The organism is Gilvimarinus sp. DA14 (assembly GCF_024204685.1).
Classification (GTDB): Bacteria; Pseudomonadota; Gammaproteobacteria; order Pseudomonadales; family Cellvibrionaceae; genus Gilvimarinus.
Genome location: NZ_CP100350.1, coordinates 3,691,772 through 3,709,067 on the forward strand (window position 1 = coordinate 3,691,772; position 17,296 = coordinate 3,709,067).

The window sequence follows — 17,296 nt, forward strand, 5'->3', positions numbered from 1 at the left end:
GTAGCCCGCGCCAGACCAAGGGGCGCAAGCCGCACAATTGCCGAAATAATGCGCAAAAGGAGTTGATTTGGTCGGGGGTTTCCCCTAAAATCGCGGCCCCTGTAAACGGCGCAAGTCCTCGAAACCCACGGCAAGGCTGTGTTACTTCGTGCCGTCCAAGACTATTTGGAGCAAATATGTACGCAATTTTTGAAAGCGGTGGCAAGCAACATCGTGTAGTGGAAGGTGAAACCCTGAAGCTCGAAAAAATCGAAGTGGCCACCGGCGAGAAAATCGAATTCGATAAAGTGTACCTGGTAGCCAACGGCGACGACGTTAAAATCGGTGCGCCAGTAGTAGACGGTGCTAAAGTGACTGCCGAGGTGGTAAACCACGGTCGCGCGGATAAGGTGAAAATCATCAAGTTCCGTCGTCGTAAGCACTCTATGAAGCGTCAGGGCCACCGTCAGTGGTACACTGAAGTTAAAATCACCGGTATCAAAGGTTAAGCAGGAGTTTACTCATGGCTCACAAAAAAGCAGGCGGTAGTACACGTAACGGCCGCGATTCGGAAAGTAAACGCCTTGGTGTTAAGCGCTTTGGCGGTGAAGCTGTTTCAGCTGGCTCTATCATTGTTCGTCAGCGTGGCACCAAGTTCCACGCCGGTGTAAACGTAGGTATTGGTAAAGACCACACCTTGTTTGCCAAGGCAGACGGCACTGTAAAATTTGAAACCAAAGGCGAGCACAGCCGTCGTTTCGTATCGATCGAAACCGCGTAACTCCCGAAGGTTTGGCTGCCAGGCAGCCACTCGGCCCAGGCCGAATGCAAAAGAGCCCCGTCGATCAGCGATGGGGCTTTTTTTGTTGTTACACTTACATTTTTTCTTTATCGGGGTCAGACCGTGAAATTTGTTGATGAGGCACCAATATTTGTAGAAGCCGGCCGCGGCGGTAATGGCTGCCTGAGTTTTCGGCGGGAGAAATTTATTGCCAAAGGTGGCCCCGATGGCGGCGACGGCGGCGATGGCGGCAGTGTGTTTCTGCGTGCCGACGAAAACCTCAACACCCTGGTGGACTATCGCTACACCCGCCGCTTTCGCGCCGAGAGTGGTGAGTCTGGCCGGGGTAAAGACTGTCGCGGTAAAAGCGGCGAAGACTTAACCCTGCCCGTGCCTGTAGGCACCACGGTAATCGATGTCGATACCGGAGAAACACTGGGCGATATGACCGAGGCGGGGCAAATATTAAAAGTCGCTCAGGGTGGCTTCCACGGCCTGGGCAATACCCGTTTTAAATCCAGTACCAATCGCGCCCCGCGCCAGACCACTCCCGGGAGTGAAGGTGAAGTGCGGCAGATTAAGTTGGAAATGAAAGTGCTGGCGGATGTGGGGCTGCTGGGCCTGCCGAACGCCGGTAAAAGTACGTTTATCCGCTCGGTGAGCTCGGCCAAGCCAAAGGTGGCCGATTACCCCTTTACCACTCTGGTGCCTAACCTGGGGGTGGTAAAAGTGCAGGATCACCGCAGCTTCGTGGTGGCGGATATTCCCGGTGTGATTGAGGGTGCGGCCGAAGGTGCCGGCCTTGGGATTCGCTTTTTGAAACATTTGACTCGCTGCCGGGTGTTATTGCATGTGGTAGATGTCGCACCGCCAGATGGCAGTAACCCGGCAGATAATGTTCGTACCATTGCCCGCGAGCTTGAAACTTTTAGCCCGCATTTGGCCCAGCGCGAGCGCTGGTTGGTGCTGAATAAAGTGGATTTGCTGCCCCTTGAGGAGCGCGAGCAGATCTGTCAGAAAATTGTTGATGAACTGGGCTGGCAGGGCCCGGCTTACCATATTGCCGCTGCCAGTGGCCTGGGTACGGATACATTGGCCTCGGCACTGATGAGTCATCTGGAAGCGCTGTGGCAAACCGAGCGTGAAGACGATGACGCGCGTCAGGCGGAATACGATTTCCAGGATGCTATGCAGGCCGAAGTGCGCGAGCGCATTGAAACCTTGCGCGAGCAGCACCGCGCTGCGCGCAAAGCGCAAAAGCAGCAGGATGACGATGAAGACGACGATGACGTGGAAATTATCTACGCGCCCTAGCGTTTAGCCCGAGATTTTGAATTCAATGACAAGACGTCAGGATATAACCCGCGCGCGCCGTTGGGTGGTAAAAATTGGCAGTGCCCTGTTAACCAATGATGGCAAGGGGCTGGATTACGCTGGAATTTCCCACTGGGTAGCGCAGATGGCCGAGTTGCGCCAGCGCGGGATTGAGCTGGTACTGGTATCCTCCGGTGCAGTAGCCGCCGGTATGACTCGCCTGGGCTGGCGCGAGCGGCCCACCGAAATTCATCGCCTACAGGCCGCCGCTGCGGTAGGGCAGATGGGTTTAATTCAAACCTATGAAGCCGAGTTTGCCCGTTTTGAGTTGCACACCGCCCAAGTGCTGCTGGACCACGATGATTTATCTTCCCGCGAACGCTATTTAAACGCCCGCTCGACCCTCACCACACTGCTCGAATTGGGGGTAGTGCCGGTGGTGAATGAGAACGACACGGTAGTGACCGATGAAATCCGCTTTGGCGATAACGACACTTTGGGTGCGCTGGTGGCCAATTTGGTGGATGCAGACTTGTTGGTCATTCTTACCGACCAAAATGGTATGTACAACGCCGACCCGCGCTCCAACCCCGAGGCCAAGCTGATCAGTGAAGTGGCCGCCGCCGACAAAACCCTGGATGCCATGGCCGGTGACGGCGGCAGCCTGGGACGCGGCGGTATGATCACCAAGGTGCGCGCGGCGCGGGTTGCGGCGCGTTCGGGGGCGGACACTGTGATAGTAGGGGGACGTCAAGACAGTGTTTTAACCCGTCTTGCCAACGGCGATAACCTGGGCACTTATCTCTGGGCGGATCAGCAGCCCCAGGCCGCGCGCAAACGTTGGATAGCGGGCCATTTGCAAACCCGCGGCACCCTTGTGCTCGATGACGGTGCGGTCAAGGTGTTGCTGGAGAAGGGCAAAAGCCTGCTCCCGGTCGGCGTGAAAGCGGTAAAGGGAGACTTTACCCGCGGCGAACTAGTTGTTTGTATGGACAGCAATGGACGCGAGGTGGCTCGGGGTCTGGTGAATTACCATGCCTCGGAGGCCGCTAAGATCATTGGCCAACCCAGTGCGCATATTCATAAGCTGTTGGGTTATCAGGGCGACGAAGAACTGATTCACCGGGATAACCTCGTGGTAACCGCGTGAGCAATCAGCACAGACAAATAGATTGAGTTTTCTTATTCGATAATAATTATCATTAGCGTTAATATGACCTCTCTACCAAGGGAGGTTGTATGCAGCAAAACGCACTGGAAAATGATTCGATGCGCCGGCGCCTGCACCAGTATTTAGTGACGCGGCTAGGCTCGCACACCCTGGCCACTCGTGCGGCCAGGGAAACCTTAGAGCGGGTTAGCGACAGCGGCATACTGGCTCATGTCGGAAACCAGGAAACCTACATTCAGGGTTTTGCGCTGTCGGTTGCCTTGCGCATGCGCGAGTACTACCAAGCGGGGCAGTGCGCCCCCGATAACCAGCATGATCAAGGCAAAGAGGCGTGACAGGTATGAATCCGTCACTTGCTGTTCCCGCGCCGCAACTCGATAGCCTATACAGCCATGCCATAGCCGATGCACGCTGGCCGGAAATTGGTCTGCGCGATCGCGCTGCACGCGAGTTGTGGCAGCTCTGTTGCCAGCGCTGCCCCCACTATTGTCCCCGTGCCAGTATCGAGTGTGTGCAGCAAAGTGTGTGGTTCGATAACCGCTGCCAGCAATTGCTACAGCGCGAGCCCAACACCCGTTTTATCAGTATTGGCGGCGGTTTAAATACGCGGTTTCACCGTTTGAGTCAGGCCAGCGATTGGCCCAGGTTCTCATGGTGGGATTTGGAGCTGGCTGAGAATCGCGAGTGCAAGCGTGGCTTGTTACCTGAAGTGGACAATTACCAGCTGCTGGAATATCACCCTGAAAATCTGGCCACTCAGCTTGGGGATATTATCCGCGCTGCGGACACCCCAGTTGCAATATTGGTGGAGCGCCCGGCGCTGCACTTTACTCGCAGGCAGTGGGATGAACTCACCTTAAGTTTACGTGAGCAGGCTGGTGATGTTGAGCTGAACCTTATTTTCGACTATCTCACGGCGCTGTCTCAGGCGTGGCCGGGGGCGGTGAAAAGTCGCGCAGGCTACTTTAGAGTTCATTTTACCCTCGCGGCCAGTCCGGCGGGCGGCGGTTTGGTAAATGCGCAACTGCTCGAACGTTCGTGCCTCAGTCGCGGGGTTATCAATCGCCGTTTCCTCGGTAACTTATGCGGCGTGTGGTATGCGGGCCATTGGCGGCTAGTGCCATAGATTTTGTGGGAGATGCGTAATCAGGTCTTAACACTGTAGTGGCAAAGTTTGTGCATTGGCTAACTTGGAGTGAGTCAGCAGGACTTTAAAAGGAGGCCATGCTATGCCTGATGCCAGTCAAACGCCCGCCGCTCTGTGGCCAGACTTTTTTACCCAGCAATTGCGCCAGGATGCTGCAAAGACTTTCGATATCGATGAGCTCAGCGCCAAGTTTGCCGCCGAGCTAGCTTTGCCTGAGCCGTTAGCGCAAAGCTTGTGTGCGTTGTACCAGCCTTTAGCTGCGCATTGTGCTAGTGCCAGGGGAAAGGGCACTTATGTGGTGGGCGTAAACGGCGCCCAGGGAACCGGAAAATCAACCGCCGCCAGTATTTTAAAAGTATTGCTGGAAGCGGTTTACGGTCTTAACGTTTGTGCGCTGTCCATCGACGATTTATACCTCTCCCGTGCGGCAAGAGCTGAGCTCGCTCGCGACACTCATCCGTTGCTGGCAACGCGCGGCGTTCCCGGCACGCACAATTTACCCCTCGCCCTTGAGACTTTTACGCAGTTAAAAAAAGCCGGCGCGCAGCAGCTTACCCCGATTCCTCGCTTTGATAAGTCTCAGGATGATTGCGTGAGCCGCGAGCTGTGGGACACAGTGCAGGGTCGTCCCGACATCATAATTTTTGAGGGCTGGTGTGTGGGGGCTAGAGCGCAGCGCAGCAGCGATTTGCAAACACCCATTAATGCCCTGGAAAAAGAAGAAGATATCGACGGCCATTGGCGTCGCTATGTCAACGATGCCCTGGCCGATTATCAGGCGCTATTTGCCCAAATAGACTTGCTGGTAATGCTAAAAGCGCCGTCTTTTACCCAAGTGCTGGAGTGGCGTCAGCTGCAGGAGCAAAAACTGCGAGACTCGTTAACTGACGCACAGCTGCAACACTCGCGAGTGATGAGCGCTGCGCAGATAGAGCGATTTATCGCCCACTATGAGCGCTTAACTCGCTGGATGCTCAGTGAGATGCCCGCCCGCGCTAATATTGTATTAGAGTTGGCAGAGAACCATCAGGTGGCTGCCATTCAATGCCATATCAATCACTAATAATCAGTTAATAATGGAGCTTTATTGTGGCAAAGCCTATTGCCGTGTTTACCGACCTTGACGGTACTCTGCTGAATCATCACGACTACTCGTATGCCGACGCCCTGCCTGCGATTAATCATTTAAAAAAGCAAAATATTCCCCTGGTTTTGGTGTCCAGTAAAACCCAGGCAGAGATGAGTGCCCTGTGCCAAGAGTTGTCGCTCACCAGCCCCTATGTGTGTGAAAACGGCAGCTTAATTGTAATGCCTGCGCCAGAGCGTCAAAGACTGGGGGTAGAGCTGGAAAACGCCGAACAACAGGGCGATGACTTTTTAATTTATCGCGGTGCTAATCGTGAAGAAATTGTGCGTATTTTGGCGCAGCTAAAGCGGACTTTTTCTTTTACCGGTTTTGCCGATATGAGTGTGCATGATGTGGTCAACTGCACCGGGCTCAGCGAGCAAGCGGCCGCTAAAGCGATGACGAGAGCCGCCTCAGAACCACTGCTTTGGCATCAAGATGAAGCGGATCTTGCTGATTTTGCCCAACATTTGCGCAAGCATAATTTACGCGTGCTCAAAGGTGGGCGTTTTTATCATGTGATGGCCACCTGTGATAAAGGCGATGCGGTACGCTATTTGCTGAGCTTGTATGAGTCCTATTATGGGGCAAGGGTGGCGAGCATTGCGCTGGGTGACAGCCCCAATGACCTGCAAATGCTCAAAGCGGTGGATCAGTCAGTGGTAATGCCGCACCCGGATGGAACCTACATGCACGATGATAGTTTAACTAACGCTATTCGTGCACCTTTTGAGGGCGCTCGCGGTTGGCGCGAGGGCGTCGAGGAAGCCTTAGCCGGCTTAACAGAACATGAGGAAGCACCATGAGTGACTTTTTTCAAAACGGACGTATCGGTACCCTGCATAATCTGGGCGATCGACCCATCGAGGAGCTTGAAGCCGAGCTAATGGAGTGGGGTAAACAAAAGCCCATGTGCCTGGTGCTGCCTTGCTTGTATTCTGAGCTGGAAGGCCCGGCAATGGATAACATTGTCGAAGAGCTGTCCAAGGTGCCTTTTCTGGATGAAATTATTATCGGCCTGGATCGCGCCGATGAAGAGCAGTATAAAAAAGCGAAAAAATTCTTCGCTCGCCTGCCGCAAAAACACTCTATTTTGTGGAACGATGGCCCACGCTTAAAAGCCGTGGATCAAGTGTTGGATGAAGTGGGCTTGGCGCCGCAGCAACTGGGTAAAGGTCGTAATGTTTGGTACTGCCTGGGTTACGCGCTGGCCAAAGGGCGCGCCCGCGCCGTCGCCCTGCACGACTGCGATATCGTCACCTACAAGCGCGATATTGTCGCCAAGCTGTTTTACCCCATAGCGCACCCAACGTTTAACTATATGTTCTGTAAGGGCTATTACTATCGCGCCGCGGGCGGCAAATTAAACGGCCGAGTCAGTCGTCTGTTAGTCTCACCGCTGGTGCGCGCACTGCAAAAAGTGTGTGGCCACAATAACTACCTGGACTTTATCGACAGCTTCCGCTACCCGCTTGCCGGTGAATTTTCCATGAGCATGGATGTGGTCAGCTCCATCCGTATCCCCAGTGACTGGGGCCTGGAAATCGGTGTGCTCTCAGAGGTGAATCGCCGCTACTCCGACGAGCGCGTATGTCAGGTAGACATTGCCGACGCCTACGACCACAAACATCAGGACCTATCCGCCGACAACCCCGACGGCGGTTTGTCCAAAATGAGCACCGATATCTCTAAATCCTTTTTCCGTAAACTAGCCATTAACGGCGTGGTGTTTACCCCCGAAGTCTTCCGTACTCTTAAGGCCAGCTACTATCGTTTAGCTCTGGACTTGATCGACCGCTACCACAATGACGCGGTGATTAACGGTATGAAACTGGATCGCAACAAAGAAGAAGAAACCGTTGAACAATTTACCCAGTGCATTATGCGCGCCGGCGAAAAGTTTCTGAACGATCCCACCGAACGCCCCTTTATGGCCAACTGGTCACGGGTATTAAGTGCGGTGCCGGATGTGTATGAGCGTTTGCTGGATGCGGTGGAGAAGGATACGAAGGAGATTAGTTGATAGAGGGAATGACGGGTAACGGTAGACGGAGAAGGGGAACGTAATCGCGTCGGACGTCTGATGCGATGGAAAAATGCGGTACGCAGAACGCTGAACGAAAAAGAAGGGGCAGACCTAAAGGTTTGCCCTTTTTATTGTGAAGTTTATGTGTAGAAGTGTAGATCTAATCTGACAAAAGACGTGACGGCGACTGTGTCAACATCGCGATAATTTTATTCCGCGTTCCGCGTTCCGCGTTCCGCGTTCCGCGTTCCGCGTTCCGCGTTCCGCGCCAACATTAACGGCATCAAATTCAACCCCCAGGGTGTCATATCCTCATGTAAGGTATTACTATTTCGCGGTGACAGCAGGCGTTGGGCATTGTTTGTGGCTTAAGGGCAGTCAATGTGCAGCTATACTCCGAGCTGTTACCTACAAATTCAGCAAAGGAATTACTGATATGAAAAAATTATCCCTCTTATTTGCGGCTCCAGTAGCTCTGGCGCTGGCCATGCATACCCATGCCGATATCGCCCCCGGCTACGATGTTACCACCCCGGCAGACTTCGGCGTGTCCGATTATGTATATAAAGTCTCGGAAAGCGATTTTAATTTTAAGCGCAGTCTGGCAAAGGCACCGATCAACGAATGGGCCTATCAGAGCGATCTAAGCCGGGTTAAAACTCAACAAGTGATTCGCGAAAACCAGGATGGCATATACGCCAGTGCGGTGGTGGACGTAAGCAAGGGTGCCACATTTACGGTCCCCGAGGGGGATCACTATCAGATCATTCAGGTGATCGATATGCAGAATTATGTTGCCGCTGTAGCTTATGCTGGCGATAGCATTACCATTACTCCTGAGGATTTAACCTACGGCAATCACGTGTATTTGAATATGCGGGTGCCGATTCTGACTGAGGATAAAGGCGGCATAAAAGAAACCTTGCGCCTGCAGCGCTTGGCCACCATCGAGGCCAACTCGGCCAAGCCCTATGTCTCGCCCGACTTTGTCCTGCCATTGGAAAAAACCGAAGAAATTCGTGCGGCCCTGGTTAAAGACGTAAAAGGCGGCGCGCTGACCCATACCCGTTATGTAAATGGCACCCCCTACACCTCGCGTCCGCAAGACCATTTATATGGTACCGCTTATGGTTGGGGTGGGCTGGGTCTGCCCGATGCCGCCTACTGGCCTTTTGCCAATAAAAGCAAAATGGTGGATGGCAAAATGCAGCCCTCCAGTGCTACCTTTACCCCACCGGACATTCAGGAAGAACGTGGCGGTTTCTGGTCAGTGACCATCTATAACGAAGAGGGCTGGTTGGCTAAGGATATTTCCGCTATCTCTAACACCCAGGCCGAACCCAATGCGGATGGCACTTACACCATTCACTTTAACTCGCCAGGTAAAAAGAACAACTTAGAAACCTCCGCGCCTTTTGCGGCATTGTTCCGTTTTTACCTGCCGGACTCCAAAGAATCCGCTGTGCAGTACATCAATGATCACGGCGGCGAACTGGTGATTGAATAGTCGCTAGCAGAACCCCAAACGAAAAAAAGGCGAACCGCAAGGTTCGCCTTTTTTATTTCACAGCTTACGTTAGCAATTATTGAAATTTACTTGATGGAGCATTCGCATTCGGCCTATCAGCAACAATACCGTTCAGCGTTCAGCGTTCAGCGTCAGACATCCGACGTTGCAGCCCTCACTCCCCCAAATAATTCGTCAGCCACAAATTCTGATAGGGCTGCAACATTATTTTTCCGTATAAATCATCCACTGGTTGGCCGCTGATTAAATCGACCCAGCTTTCGGTACTGATTAGATTTAAATCCGACAGGCTCACCTCTTGCGGTTGGTCGCTCAGGTTATAAATACAAAAAATACTTTGAGTGCGGCGCATGCTCTGGCGCCAGAAGGCGAAAATTTCCGGACGGATATGCAAAGTAAATTGCGTGGCGTTGGGGTGGAAGGCCGGTTGTGCCGAGCGAATTTTTACCAGTCTGGTTAATTCATTAAATACGCGCTCGCCGGGGCCTCCTGGTTTGCTTAGGCGCTCGTCCAGATCGCTCAGGCTCCAGTTGCGACGGTTGATTGAGCGGTTATGCCCTGTGGTTTCTAATTTGTCGTAATCATTCGGTGTGGCAAATAGGGTGTGGATATAAAACGCAGGAATGCCTTCCACCGCCAGCATTATGGCTTGCGACATAATCAGACGCTCTACTTGCCATTTATCCGTGCCGTTTAAGGTGCCTTTAAAGGCGTCGAACAGGCTGATGTTAGCCTCGTAAGGTTTGGCGTTACCTTCGGCGTCGGTGCGTGAGGAAATCTTACCGCCAAACGATTCCAGGGTGCTGAGCATTTGCCCCAGCTCTTCATCGCTTAATAGACCTTCTGCGGGGCGCAGGCCGATACCGTCGTGGCTGGCGGTAAAGTTTAGGTAAGCGCAGCCCACCGGCGGTGGGGGCATGCTCATCATCCAGCTTTTCAGGTAGGTGCAGTCGCCCGCGAGCAGGGCGTGAATCACCAGTGGTGGCAGGCTGAAGTTGTAGATAATGTGCGCTTCATTACTGTTGCCAAAGTAGGTTAAATTTTCCCGATTGGGCACATTGGTCTCGCTGATCAAAATCGCGTGGGCGTTTTTGTATTCGGTGAGCAGGCGAATCAGTTTTACCACATCATGGGTCTGGCGCAGGTGGATACAGGAGGTGCCTAGCTCTTTCCACAGAAAAGCTACCGCATCAAGCCGGATCCACTGCGCGCCTTCATCCAGATAGCGGCCAATAATACGCAAATACTCCAGTAGGACTTTTTCGTTGCGAAAGTCTACGTCTACCTGGTCGTGGCTAAAGGTACACCAAACATGTTTTATGCCGTTCGCGGTATCGGTTTTGCGCAACAGCGGGCTGGTGCGGGGGCGCACGACATTTGACAGATCGTAGTTGGGGTCTGCCTCGACAAAATAGTCCCGCCCCGGGTCTTTGCCGTACTGGTAGTTGCGGAACCACAGGCTCTGGCTGGAGACATGGTTAATGACCAAATCGGCCATTAACTTAAAGTCTTGTGCCAGGGCATTAATGTCATCCCAGTCGCCCAGGTCGGGGTCCACCTGGGTGTAGTCGATTACGGCAAAACCGTCGTCGGATGAGTGGGGGAAAAACGGCAGAATATGGACTGCCGAAAACGTACCCTGGAGTTTTTCGTGCAAAAAGTTTTGCAGCGTATCTAAAGGCTTGTGCCCTGCTTCGCGTAGAGAGTTGCCGTAGGTGATCAGTAAGCAGTCGCGCTCGGACCAGAGCCTTTCAGGGGCAACTATGTCTTTGTTTAGACGTGGTCCAATAGCATCAAAACAGGCTTGGGTTAAGGCCTGCGGTTCGCAGTTTGGGTACAGCGTGGCTATCAGTGCGTGGATTTTTTGTTCGAGTTCGTCGATGGACAGGAAGTCTGTGGTCATTGGCATGGCCCTATTGCAGGTCTTTGCCCACTATAACGCAAAACTTATGCCGCTAAACCCTTGAGCATGCTTGTTCAATACAGCTCTCGACTACCTGGGAGAGCGGCCGGTCAATATCAATACTGATTACGTCGGTTTCAGTTGTGCTTTCTTCCATACTGGCAAATTGGCTGTCGAGCAGCGAGGGCGGCATAAAGTGGTTATTGCGGGCATTGATGCGTTCGGCTATTAAGGCTTTGCTGCCCTTTAGGTACAAGAACACCAGGTCGAAGGGAAGTTTGCGCAGTTGCTGACGGTGACTGCGCCTTAGCCCCGAGAACGCCAGGGTGCAGTTTTGACCGTTTTGAGCGCGGGTTGCCAAGTGTGCACAGATATTGTGCACCCATGGGATGCGCTGGGCATCAGTAAGTGGAACCCCGGCGGCCATACACGCTTTTGCTTCATCACTGTGGAAGTCGTCGGCATCCAAATACTCGTAGTTCAGCTGCTCGGCCATGGCTTTGGCTACACTGCTTTTGCCAGAGCCGGAAACGCCCATAACGATAACAAGTTGTGGTTGGTGTGTTGGGGCGCTGGGCGCTCTGCTCATAGGGGGTTCTCGGCTGCTTCAAGTATCGGCTTAATGATAGCGCAAACATTTGTCATTGTGCTACCATAACGCCTTTTTATAAGCTGGAATAACTATGGCTGGCCGCACTCGCAACTCCTCTTCAAAACGCGCTACTTTGGCCGATGTGGCTCGGCTGGCTAACGTCAGTGCAATTACAGTATCGCGAGTGTTAAATCATCCCGATAAGGTTTCGGATGATCTCAAGCGCCGAGTGCAAGAGGCTATTGAAAATCTGGGTTACATTCCCAACCAGTCGGCCAGCTCCCTCGCCTCAGCGCGCTCACGGGTCATCGGTGTTTCTATTCCCTCGTTGTCAAATATTGTCTTTAACGATGTTCTGCGTGGCATTTACGATGTGGCCGGAGCCAATGGCTATAAAGTGCTGTTGGTGGATACCCATTACTCGCCGCTGGAGGAAGAGAAAATGGTCCGCACACTGCTCAGTCAGTCGCCCGAGGCCATGATTATTACCGGCGGCGATCAGACCCGTGCCTGCCAGCGAATGCTTGAGAGTGCCGCTATTCCAGTGGTGCAGATGATGGAAATTTTGCCCAACCCGCTGGATATGAACGTGGGTTTTTCTCACTATCAGGCCGGCTACGATGTCGCTGTATCCCTGCTTGAGACGGGCTGCAAGTCGTTAGGCTTTATTGGCGCGCGCATGGATATGAGGGTGCAGCAGCGTATGGCGGGTTTTGTCCGTGCGTTGGAAGAGCGCAATGCGTATCAGCCCGACTGGATTGCCACTACGCCTGAGCCTTCTTCCATTGCCCTGGGGGGCGAGCTGTTGCGCAGTTTAATCAGCAGCTCTGCGGGAGCCATTGACGGTATTTTTTGCTGTAATGATGACTTGGCGCTAGGCGCTTTGTTTGAAAGTCAGCGTATGAATATAAAAATTCCCACCGATCTGGCGCTGTGCGGCTTTAACGATTTCGAAACCTCGGCGTTTGTTAATCCATCGCTTAGCAGCGTGCATGTGCCACGCTTTGAGATGGGAGTAAAGGCCGCGCAAATGATTCTGGACCAGTTAGAAGGAAGGGCACCTGTGAGCAAGAAGGTAGATATTGGTTACGAGATTGTGATGCGTCAGTCTACAGCGGTGGCGAAATAAACCCCCGCTAAATCATCTAAACCGTTAGTTGCGTTTGGAGCAAAAGGCCCGGCAAAGGAAAAAGGTTTTCCTTTGCCGGGCCTTTCCGGTTACTGAAGTTCTATTGCAAAGTTGCTGCTGCCATCTTTATTAAGTGACATTGTCGTTTCGGTGGTTTCACCTTCATAAGTAATGCGAACCTTGTAGTCTCCATAGAATCCCCTTTCTGAAAACTTGCCATCGTTATTCGTACTGCCGCTAAAGTCATTCCACCACTGGTTGTAAATTAAGTCTTTCCAGGCCAGGGCGTTGGGTTTGGCCTCCCAGTTTTGCCGGAACATGGCGGTGTTCTCGCGCCAGATGGCCCCTTCCCAAAAACCCCAGGTTTGTACCCCCACGGTGGCGGGGTGACTGAAAAATACAGTTAGAAAATCGCGGGTGTAGTCCGCCTGTAGCGCTTCGTCCTGGGTGTTAATATCAAATTCCGTGGCGCGAATGGCCAATTCGGGAAAGGCCTGATGGTAGCGCTCGATTATCTCGTAAACTCGGGGCAGGTCGGTAGGGCTATTGCCAAAGTGGCCCTGCAAGCCAATACCATCAATCGCTGCACCCTCATCCACTAAAAACTGAATGGTCTGTTGGTAGTGATTTTGGTGCGGGGTGTTGCGGCCCCCACCAGAGAGGATGGAGTAATCGTTAATATACAGCTTGTGGTTGGGCAAGTGGCTGCGGGCTCGATTAAACCAATCCACCATGACCTCGTCGCCGAAGGCGTCCATCAGGTAGTGGTTGTCGTAGGGCTCGTTGAGTACGTCCCACTCCTGCACCACGCTGGCTGTTGAGCTGGCGATATCGTCAATATGGTCCAGCACTAACTGCTCGGCCGCCGGGTCGGCACTGGCCGGGTCACCTTCGGGTAAATAGGGTTGCATCAGGTTGGGCAGGTTGCGTTTAGAGGGCCACACCATCACATGCCCGCGAGTGTATAGGCCGTTATCCTGCAACCACTGCAAGGCGCTAAGGGTGGTGTTCTGGTTAAAGTCGTTGCCCCATTCGCCAATCCAGGGCGCCCATTTTAGGTCGTTCTCGGGGCCGCTTTGGTTAAACATGTCCAGCACCGTTCGCCGGTATTGTTCGCTGTCGCTGCCTTCGCCCAAGAGGATGTTGCCGACAATGACCGAGCCAAAGTGGTAGCCGTGACGTTCAAAGTTTACCTCGACCTCGGCGCCCTCAACCGGCGCGCCATTATCGGTGACGGTAATCGTAAAATCGCCTTTGCGGTGCTGCTCAATCCGGTCGGCGGCTTCGGCGCGCCAGGGAGCGTCGGCCTCGCGCCCGCCGTAGCTTAGGGCGGTGCCGGGCAAATCGTCGGCAGTTAAACTGTCGCCGTAATTGAGCAGGGTGACATTGGCAACTTCAAATACCTGCGGCCGGTCACCCGCGCCAAAACCAATGTTTAAACGCAACTCGCCCGCCTGCTCGGCGCCGTTCATTTCCACCGGAATAAAAAATTCCTGCCACTCGCCGGTGTTACTGATTTCGCGGCTCATGTATTTGGTGTAGTCGGGGCTGGGCCCTTCAAGAAACACAGTGGCAAACCCCGCCCCGGTTTCTTCCATATTTTCCACCGAGCGGAAATAAAAATGCACTAGCAGGGTATCGCCATTGCTTACGTCGCTGACGGTGGGGTACTGCACCTGACCGTTAAAAAATTCTCCGGCGGGGTTGGTGACATTGACGCGGACTGCCTGCGAGAAAGCCTCGTGCTCGGCGCCGACCGTCTCGGCCGAGCCCACAGGTCCGTTAAAATCGCCGCTCCAGACATTAAAGTCTGTAGCGGGTGAATCGGTTATTAACAAACTGCCCCCAGCGGGGATCTCATTGTCTGGCTCTGGCTCTGGCTCTGGCTCTGGCTCTGGCTCTGGCTCTGGCTCTGGCTCTGGCTCTGGGACAGGTTGTGGTTCAGGATCTGGTTGTGGAGCGGCGGTCGTGCCGCCACCCCCTCCACCGCCACAGGCGGTAATGCTGGTAGCGGTAAACACAGAAAGGGTGGCGATCAATATCAGGTGGAGTAAGCGTGTCAGCATAAACAGGACCGTATTATCACTATTATTGTGTACTTACAGCCAACTCTAGCGTGTTTTGGTCATTTTTACTATAACGCTGATGTGATCGCGCAGCCGGTTTAGCGTCCGAGTGTCACAGCCACCTGATAGGTTTTACCTTGCTGCAAATTTTTAATTCGGTTGTCTGGTTGTTCTATACCGTTCAGGCTTACGGTTAAGTCCGTTGACGCGTTGCTTTTGCGGTAGGTGACTTTTAGTGTAGCGCCACGGAACATGCGTGTGACCGATGCCTGATCCCAATCGCCCGGTAAATTCGGTTCGACCACCAAGTCTTCCCCATCGCCTTTTAATCCAAACAACCCTTCCACCAGCGAGCGATACACCCAGCTAACTGTGCCAGTATTAAACAGCTGGCTAGAGCATCCCGCGGTTCGGGGGTATTGGTAATAAGCACCCCGGTAATAGTTGGGGATATAAATAGGCATTTGCCCGCGCTGCGCAAAGTCTTGCATGTCCGGGCCGGGGATCATCTGACGCAGCAGCTTATAGGCGCGGTCGGCTTCGCCGATGGTGTAGAGGCTGTAGATATAAAAAATGGCGGCGTGGTTGTAGACCGAGCCGTTCTCGGCCGAGCCCGGGTGTTTTTGCGTGACTCGGCCCACGTCGTCGCGCATGGCGGTAAAGGCGGGGGCGAGCATGGCGACGCCGTAGGGGGTTTCTAATTGTTCCTCCACTGCCTTTATCATTTTTGCACGCTGCTCATTCGAGCAGGTGCCGGCGAGTATGGCCCAGCTTTGTGGGTTGAGGAATATGCGGCCCTCTTTGTCTTTGCTGATGCCGAAGGTGACATTGTCATCGGTGATGCCGCGACCGTACCAGTCGCCATCCCACAGGTGTTGGTTCACCGACGCGTTTATTTCATCCGCCCCTGCGCGAAAATCCTGTGGGGTTTCAATATTGTTTTGCTCGCAGATGTCCGCCCATAGATTTAGTGCGTAGGCGGTGGCGACGCTGAGCCAGCCAGACACGCCTTTGCCCTTATAGCCCACCATATTCATGGGGTCGCACCAATCGCCCTGGGCGATGTAGGACAGGCCGCGTTCATCGCGCGCTTGCAACAGCCAGCTCATGGCGGCGCTAATGCGTTCGGCGACGCTTAGGGTTTTACCGTCAGAGCCGCCTACCGTTTCGTTTAACAAAGCAAAGTCGCCGGTTTCGTCCAGGTAAGCTTTTAGGCACACGGGCAACCACACACAGTGATCGGTGTGGGGCACCTGGTTGATGTATTTTAATTCGGCGTCTTCGTGCAGCAGTATGCCGTCGGGCATAGCGCCCGAATCTTCCTGCTGACTCAATGCGTGCAAGAAGGCGTGACGGGCAACCTTGGGCTTGATATAGCTCATGCCCATATTGTCCTGCAGGTAGTTGCGTGTCTGCGGGTCGGTGGTCAGACGGTTTACATCGCCGTGATAATAAACTTGCCGCGCCAGCCAGTGGTTAACAAAGTTGTTCAGTCCTTCATCGGGGGTGTCGATGTGCAGAACCCCTTCGCCTTCGCCGATGTAATTTTGGTAATCCTTCTGGGCCTGAGAAAAACCGGCTTCGCTTAGGTATCGATCGCGTATTTGTTTTATTTCGGCCTCGTCTTTAGCGGGGCCAAAGGCAAAGCGGTAGGTTTGGGGCTCGCCCGCCGCCAAACATAAGCGGTACTGCAGCGCGGCCAGGGGCGGTTCATAGCGCGAGTCGTCGCAGGGCAGCAAGTCTTGCTGTACAGCGTCGGGGTTGTGCAGCCCGCCTTCGCCTTCAAATGCTTCACGCTGCACCTGCCAGGCGTCGGGTTTTTTCTCAGCAAGCAAATAGGTTTTGTCTTTAAAGTGCTGGTTTTTAAAATAGTCTGGGTATTTTTGGTAGGGCGTTACGCAGCTGGCAACCACTGCCTGCAGCTCGGGGCTGTATTCGGCGCTCTGGTTCATCCAGCTCATGTAACCCGGGGTAAAATAGGGGTACAGGCTGATATTGCGGGCTTGCTCCCCGAGGTTTTTCACACCCACTTCCCACAGCTCTGCGACATCATCCACCGGTAGGGCGAGGCGTAAATTAACTTCCAAGTCGCTGCATGTAATGGTCCAGCGAATATCGGTTTTGCCCGGTGAGAAACAGAATTTGCTGTTTTGGTTGCGCACCGGCTCATAGGGAGCTGAGAATATCTTGCCTGTTTCTTCGTCTTTAATATAAAAAAAACGGCCCGGGTGGTGCGCGTAGTAAGGCTGCTCGGGCTGCATAAAAGTTTTCGCCTCAAGGTTTGGGGCGTAGGCATACTTAGCCGGTTCCGGTTGCATAAACTGAGCGACGGCGTATCCGCGACAGTTCATTTGAATCATCATTTTTTTATTCCATAAAAAACCGGCCGCACGGGGCATCAGGCTAGGGCTTTTTAAGTGGTAGTAATGACCATCGGCGGAGGGGCTTAGCATAGTGTCCTCAATCGTGTGCAACATTAAATAAAAAAAGAGCGTCGCTACTTCAGACGCTCAAGCAAGGTGACGGTTTGCTCA

At 53.5% G+C, this 17,296-nt stretch carries 15 protein-coding genes; 11 read left to right on the top strand and 4 right to left on the bottom strand.

The window, feature by feature from the left end; genetic code table 11:
- The first annotated feature begins 176 nt into the window (after nucleotides 1-176).
- The 10 genes from rplU (at nucleotide 177) to NHM04_RS16195 (ending at nucleotide 9,051) form a co-directional block, all read left to right on the top strand.
- On the top strand, nucleotides 177-488 hold the full coding sequence (rplU, locus tag NHM04_RS16150; protein ID WP_253966224.1) for a 50S ribosomal protein L21: 312 nt from the start codon (nucleotides 177-179) through the stop codon (nucleotides 486-488).
- Nucleotides 489-502: 14 nt separating this feature from the next.
- Entirely contained in the window at nucleotides 503-760 is a 258-nt protein-coding gene (rpmA, locus tag NHM04_RS16155) for a 50S ribosomal protein L27 (RefSeq protein WP_254264785.1), read from the top strand.
- Nucleotides 761-883: 123 nt separating this feature from the next.
- A complete protein-coding gene (gene cgtA, locus NHM04_RS16160; protein ID WP_254264786.1) occupies nucleotides 884-2,074 on the top strand; it encodes an Obg family GTPase CgtA in 1,191 nt (396 codons plus the stop codon).
- A 25-nt stretch (nucleotides 2,075-2,099) separates the two neighbouring features.
- Nucleotides 2,100-3,224, top strand: a complete 1,125-nt coding sequence (gene proB, locus NHM04_RS16165) for a glutamate 5-kinase (protein WP_254264787.1) — start codon at nucleotides 2,100-2,102, stop codon at nucleotides 3,222-3,224.
- An 89-nt stretch (nucleotides 3,225-3,313) separates the two neighbouring features.
- Nucleotides 3,314-3,580, top strand: coding sequence for a hypothetical protein (locus tag NHM04_RS16170; RefSeq protein ID WP_254264788.1), 267 nt, complete (start codon nucleotides 3,314-3,316; stop codon nucleotides 3,578-3,580).
- Between the two features lie 5 nt (nucleotides 3,581-3,585).
- Nucleotides 3,586-4,371, top strand: coding sequence for a hypothetical protein (locus tag NHM04_RS16175; protein ID WP_254264789.1), 786 nt, complete (start codon nucleotides 3,586-3,588; stop codon nucleotides 4,369-4,371).
- Nucleotides 4,372-4,474: 103 nt separating this feature from the next.
- Complete coding sequence (locus NHM04_RS16180) at nucleotides 4,475-5,455, top strand: phosphoribulokinase (RefSeq protein ID WP_254264790.1); 981 nt, start codon at nucleotides 4,475-4,477, stop codon at nucleotides 5,453-5,455.
- Nucleotides 5,456-5,481: 26 nt separating this feature from the next.
- On the top strand, nucleotides 5,482-6,324 hold the full coding sequence (locus NHM04_RS16185) for a mannosyl-3-phosphoglycerate phosphatase (protein WP_254264791.1): 843 nt from the start codon (nucleotides 5,482-5,484) through the stop codon (nucleotides 6,322-6,324).
- Nucleotides 6,321-7,541, top strand: coding sequence for a glycosyl transferase (locus tag NHM04_RS16190; protein WP_254264792.1), 1,221 nt, complete (start codon nucleotides 6,321-6,323; stop codon nucleotides 7,539-7,541). The genes NHM04_RS16185 and NHM04_RS16190 overlap by 4 nt, the downstream gene beginning before the upstream one ends.
- A 439-nt stretch (nucleotides 7,542-7,980) precedes the next feature.
- A complete protein-coding gene (locus NHM04_RS16195) occupies nucleotides 7,981-9,051 on the top strand; it encodes a DUF1214 domain-containing protein (RefSeq protein WP_254264793.1) in 1,071 nt (356 codons plus the stop codon).
- Between the two features lie 175 nt (nucleotides 9,052-9,226).
- On the opposite strand, the gene NHM04_RS16200 is transcribed toward NHM04_RS16195, so the two are convergent.
- A complete protein-coding gene (locus tag NHM04_RS16200; protein ID WP_254264794.1) occupies nucleotides 9,227-10,975 on the bottom strand; it encodes an alpha-amylase family glycosyl hydrolase in 1,749 nt (582 codons plus the stop codon).
- A gap of 52 nt (nucleotides 10,976-11,027) precedes the next feature.
- Nucleotides 11,028-11,564: a gluconokinase gene (locus NHM04_RS16205; RefSeq protein WP_254264795.1), complete on the bottom strand. Its 537-nt coding sequence runs from the start codon at nucleotides 11,562-11,564 to the stop codon at nucleotides 11,028-11,030.
- 94 nt (nucleotides 11,565-11,658) lie between these two features.
- Here NHM04_RS16205 and NHM04_RS16210 point away from each other — a divergent pair, with 94 nt between their 5' ends.
- Nucleotides 11,659-12,696 (top strand): LacI family DNA-binding transcriptional regulator, encoded by a 1,038-nt coding sequence (locus NHM04_RS16210; RefSeq protein WP_254264796.1) that lies wholly within the window; start codon nucleotides 11,659-11,661, stop codon nucleotides 12,694-12,696.
- 89 nt (nucleotides 12,697-12,785) lie between these two features.
- On the opposite strand, the gene NHM04_RS16215 is transcribed toward NHM04_RS16210, so the two are convergent.
- Both NHM04_RS16215 and NHM04_RS16220 read right to left on the bottom strand, forming a co-directional pair.
- On the bottom strand, nucleotides 12,786-14,762 hold the full coding sequence (locus NHM04_RS16215; protein ID WP_254264797.1) for an endo-1,4-beta-xylanase: 1,977 nt from the start codon (nucleotides 14,760-14,762) through the stop codon (nucleotides 12,786-12,788).
- A 98-nt stretch (nucleotides 14,763-14,860) separates the two neighbouring features.
- Entirely contained in the window at nucleotides 14,861-17,215 is a 2,355-nt protein-coding gene (locus NHM04_RS16220; RefSeq protein WP_254264798.1) for a GH36-type glycosyl hydrolase domain-containing protein, read from the bottom strand.
- Between the last annotated feature and the right edge of the window lie 81 nt (nucleotides 17,216-17,296).

What these genes read in the sequence shown, in the direction of transcription:
- rplU (WP_253966224.1), top strand. Translation starts at nt 177, where the DNA reads ATGTACGCAATTTTTGAAAGCGGTGGCAAGCAACATCGTGTAGTGGAA.
- rpmA (WP_254264785.1), top strand. Translation starts at nt 503, where the DNA reads ATGGCTCACAAAAAAGCAGGCGGTAGTACACGTAACGGCCGCGATTCG.
- proB (WP_254264787.1), top strand. Translation starts at nt 2,100, where the DNA reads ATGACAAGACGTCAGGATATAACCCGCGCGCGCCGTTGGGTGGTAAAA.
- NHM04_RS16170 (WP_254264788.1), top strand. Translation starts at nt 3,314, where the DNA reads ATGCAGCAAAACGCACTGGAAAATGATTCGATGCGCCGGCGCCTGCAC.
- NHM04_RS16175 (WP_254264789.1), top strand. Translation starts at nt 3,586, where the DNA reads ATGAATCCGTCACTTGCTGTTCCCGCGCCGCAACTCGATAGCCTATAC.
- NHM04_RS16180 (WP_254264790.1), top strand. Translation starts at nt 4,475, where the DNA reads ATGCCTGATGCCAGTCAAACGCCCGCCGCTCTGTGGCCAGACTTTTTT.
- NHM04_RS16190 (WP_254264792.1), top strand. Translation starts at nt 6,321, where the DNA reads ATGAGTGACTTTTTTCAAAACGGACGTATCGGTACCCTGCATAATCTG.
- NHM04_RS16195 (WP_254264793.1), top strand. Translation starts at nt 7,981, where the DNA reads ATGAAAAAATTATCCCTCTTATTTGCGGCTCCAGTAGCTCTGGCGCTG.
- NHM04_RS16200 (WP_254264794.1), bottom strand. Translation starts at nt 10,975, where the DNA reads ATGACCACAGACTTCCTGTCCATCGACGAACTCGAACAAAAAATCCAC.
- NHM04_RS16205 (WP_254264795.1), bottom strand. Translation starts at nt 11,564, where the DNA reads ATGAGCAGAGCGCCCAGCGCCCCAACACACCAACCACAACTTGTTATC.
- NHM04_RS16210 (WP_254264796.1), top strand. Translation starts at nt 11,659, where the DNA reads ATGGCTGGCCGCACTCGCAACTCCTCTTCAAAACGCGCTACTTTGGCC.
- NHM04_RS16215 (WP_254264797.1), bottom strand. Translation starts at nt 14,762, where the DNA reads ATGCTGACACGCTTACTCCACCTGATATTGATCGCCACCCTTTCTGTG.
- NHM04_RS16220 (WP_254264798.1), bottom strand. Translation starts at nt 17,215, where the DNA reads ATGCTAAGCCCCTCCGCCGATGGTCATTACTACCACTTAAAAAGCCCT.